This window comes from Nocardioides sp. (assembly GCF_031397825.1).
Classification (GTDB): Bacteria; Actinomycetota; Actinomycetes; order Propionibacteriales; family Nocardioidaceae; genus Nocardioides.
This window is the reverse complement of record NZ_JANNML010000175.1, coordinates 1-3,038: the sequence shown is the minus strand read 5'-3', so window position 1 is coordinate 3,038 and position 3,038 is coordinate 1. Positions and strand designations below refer to the sequence as shown.

Annotated in this window: 3 protein-coding genes and 1 pseudogene; 1 reads left to right on the top strand and 3 read right to left on the bottom strand. The window is 70.5% G+C overall.

Annotation, left to right across the window (positions count from 1 at the left end):
• The 3 genes and pseudogenes from RMN98_RS15120 to RMN98_RS15110 all read right to left on the bottom strand — a co-directional run.
• Positions 1 to 416: pseudogene (locus RMN98_RS15120) on the bottom strand (thiolase domain-containing protein); the annotation flags it as partial.
• Positions 416 to 1,483, bottom strand: a complete 1,068-nt coding sequence (locus RMN98_RS15115; RefSeq protein WP_309649646.1) for a thiolase domain-containing protein — start codon at positions 1,481 to 1,483, stop codon at positions 416 to 418. The pseudogene RMN98_RS15120 and the gene RMN98_RS15115, both read right to left, overlap by 1 nt.
• Positions 1,484 to 1,567: 84 nt before the next feature.
• On the bottom strand, positions 1,568 to 2,530 hold the full coding sequence (locus tag RMN98_RS15110) for an OB-fold domain-containing protein (protein WP_309649645.1): 963 nt from the start codon (positions 2,528 to 2,530) through the stop codon (positions 1,568 to 1,570).
• A 58-nt stretch (positions 2,531 to 2,588) separates the two neighbouring features.
• On the opposite strand from RMN98_RS15110, the gene RMN98_RS15105 reads away from it, so the two are divergent.
• The coding region (locus RMN98_RS15105; protein WP_309649644.1) for an LLM class flavin-dependent oxidoreductase at positions 2,589 to 3,038 on the top strand (450 nt) is incomplete at its 3' end.

The window sequence follows — 3,038 nt, the reverse complement described above, 5'->3', positions numbered from 1 at the left end:
CCGGCGTGCACCGGCATGTTGAACGGCAGCGGCACCGAGAGCGCCCACATGGCGTTGGACTCCGACTGCTTCTCGTAGGCCACCGTCAGCACCCGCTTGTGCACGCCCGACTGCACGAGGGAGGCCGCGACGATCGCGGTCGAGCCGCCCACCGAGCCGGCCGTGTGCACCCGCAGCAGCGGCTTGCCGGCCGCGCCGAGCGACTCGGCGAGGAACAGCTCGGGCATCATCACGCCCTCGAAGAGGTCGGGCGCCTTGCCCACCACGATCGCGTCGATGTCGTCGAGCGTCATGTTGGCGTCGAGGAGTGCGCGGTCGATCGCCTCGCGGCACAGACCCGCCATCGACAGGTCGTCGCGCTTGGCGCGGTGGTGGGTCTGGCCGATGCCGACGACGGCTGCAGGCTGCTTGCCCATCAGGCTCCGCCCTTTCCGGTGCTGGATTCGAGGACACACAGCAGGTTCTGCTGCAGGGCGGCGCCGGAGGTCGCGTGGGCGACGCCCTTGGCGACCTCGCCCGACCAGATCCGCTGCGCGGCCTCGCCGATGCGGATCCCGCCGCCGGAGAACATCGGATTGCTGGTCAGCGCTCCGCCCGACGGGTTGATGCGTACGTCGTCGGCCAGGCCCAGCTCGCGGCGCAGGATCAGCTCCTGGTGGCTGAACGGCGCGTGCAGCTCGGCCAGCTCGACGCCGTCGAGGTCGACGGCCGCCGCGGCGTTGGCCGCGCTGGGGGAGCGGGTCAGGTCGCGGTTGGAGATCGACGAGGCGTCGATGAAGTGCGACAGCCCGCTGATCCAGGCCGGCGTGTCCCGCACCTCGCGGGCCTTGTCGCCGGCGGCCAGCACGAGGGCCGCCGCACCGTCGGTGACCGGTGAGCAGTCGTGCTTGCGCAACGGGTCGGCGTACATCGGCCGGGCGAGGAGGTCCTCGACCGAGGAGCCTCCCTTGCGGATCGCGTGCTCGTTCTTCTCGGCGTCGGTGAGCGAGCGCTGCGCGACCTCGGCCATCGCTCGCTCGTCCCAGAGGCCGGCGTCCATGCCGGCGCGGGCCTGGAGGCCGGCGAGAGACACGGTGTCGGGCCACAGCGGGGTCATCGTGTAGGGGTCGAGCTGGAGGGCGAGCGTGCGGCGCAGGACACCCGCGGAGCTCTTGCCGAAGGCGTAGACCACCGCGGTGTCGACCTCGCCGGTCTGGATCTTGATCCAGGCCTCGTACATCGCCCACGCCAGGTCCATCTCGACGTGCGACTCGTTGACCGGCGGGGTCACGCCGATCGCGTCGACCGCCTGGACGAAGGAGAACGAGCGACCGGCGAGGTAGTCGGAGGACCCCGAGCACCAGAACCCCACGTCGCGGCGGGTCCACCCGGTCTGCTCGTAGACCTCGGCCAGGATCGGGACCAGCATCTCCACGCAGGTCGGTGACCCGTCGAAGTCCGGCATCTGTCGCTGGGCAAAGCCCACGACGGCAACGTCTCTCATGCACATGCCTTTCTGAAAAGCGGGGTCCCCGCGGCGTTGTTCGCGGGGGAGCGAAGCGGCGGAACGAAGAACGTCGTGGGGTGGCTAGAGGTGGTTCTTGTAGGTGTCGTAGTCCGCGTCCGGGTCGCCGGTGGGCGCGAAGTGGTCGATGTTCTCCAGGGAGTAGGCCCACTCCTCGCGGGGCTTCCAGACCGCCTTGACCCGCATGCCCATCCGGACCTCGTCGGCGGGGACGCCGAGGATCAGGTGGAGCAGGGCGATGTCGGCGCCGTCGAGCAGCACGTAGGCGGAGACGTAGGGCGGGGTGATCTTCTGGCCGAGGAACGGCACGTTGACGATGCAGAACGTCGTGATCGTGCCCTCCCCGGTGAGCTCGATCTCGCCCTCGGTCGGGGTGCCGTCGGTCGGGCAGGCGCTGCGCGGCGGCACGTAGACCTTCTCGCAGGTCGGGCAGCGCTGGCCGAGGATCCGGCCCTCGTCGAGCCCGCGGTAGAACGTCGACTCCTCCGGCGAGGCGGCGTAGACGTAGTCGAGCGACACGGGCGTGACGACGCCGGTCACGAGGTGGTCCTCCATCAGCCCACCGCCGGCCGGGCGGGCCGATGCCTCGTCCGCGAGCGGCTCGAAGCAGGCGATGTCGTTGATGTGGCCGACGCGTTCGTCGGCCCAGCGCACCTGGACCCGCATGCCGGTGCTGATCTCCTCGGGCGAGGCCACGTCGACCGCGTGGAAGAGCGGGCGCGTGGCGCCGTCGAGCGTCACGAGCGCGAAGGCGAAGGGCCGGTCGAAGGGCTGTCCGGCCACCGGCTCGGGCACCCAGGTCCAGGAGGTGACGGTCCCGACGGGGGAGACCTCGACGAAGTCGGTGGTCTGTGCGTGCGTCACCGGGTCGTACTCCAGCGGAGGTACGACGACCTCGCCCGCCGACGTACGGCCTGCGACGAGCACGCCGTCACGCAGCCCCGTCAGGAAGCGGCCGAGGACGGGCCCGGTGGATCTGGTGTAGTCGAACGCGACCGTCACGGGCGCTGACAAGGTACGGCTCATGGGTCGAAAGTGAAACACGTTCTAGATTTCACGGCAAGGGTTCTGGGAGGGTGTCCCCATGAAACTTGGTCTACAGCTGGGCTACTGGGGCGCGCAGCCGCCGACGGGCACCGCGGAGCTCGTCGCGGCGGCGGAGGACGCCGGCTTCGACGCGATCTTCACCGCCGAGGCCTGGGGCTCGGACGCGTTCACGACCCTGGCGTGGTGGGGTCGCGAGTCCTCCCGCGTGCGGCTCGGCACCTCGATAGTCCAGATGTCCGGTCGCGCCCCGACGTCGATCGCGATGCACGCGCTGACCCTGGACCACCTCAGTGGTGGCCGGGTCGTGCTGGGGATGGGCGTGAGCGGTCCGCAGGTCGTGGAGGGGTGGTACGGCCAGCCGTTCTCCAAGCCGCTGGCCCGCACCCGCGAGGTCGTCGACATCATCCGCCGGGTCCTCGCCCGCGAGGACAAGGTCACCAACGCCGGCCCGCACTACCCCCTGCCCTACGACGGGCCGGGTGCCACC

Excerpts from the sequence above, each read along its gene's own strand:
- RMN98_RS15115 (WP_309649646.1), bottom strand. The coding sequence starts at position 1,483 with ATGAGAGACGTTGCCGTCGTGGGCTTTGCCCAGCGACAGATGCCGGAC.
- RMN98_RS15110 (WP_309649645.1), bottom strand. The coding sequence starts at position 2,530 with ATGAGCCGTACCTTGTCAGCGCCCGTGACGGTCGCGTTCGACTACACC.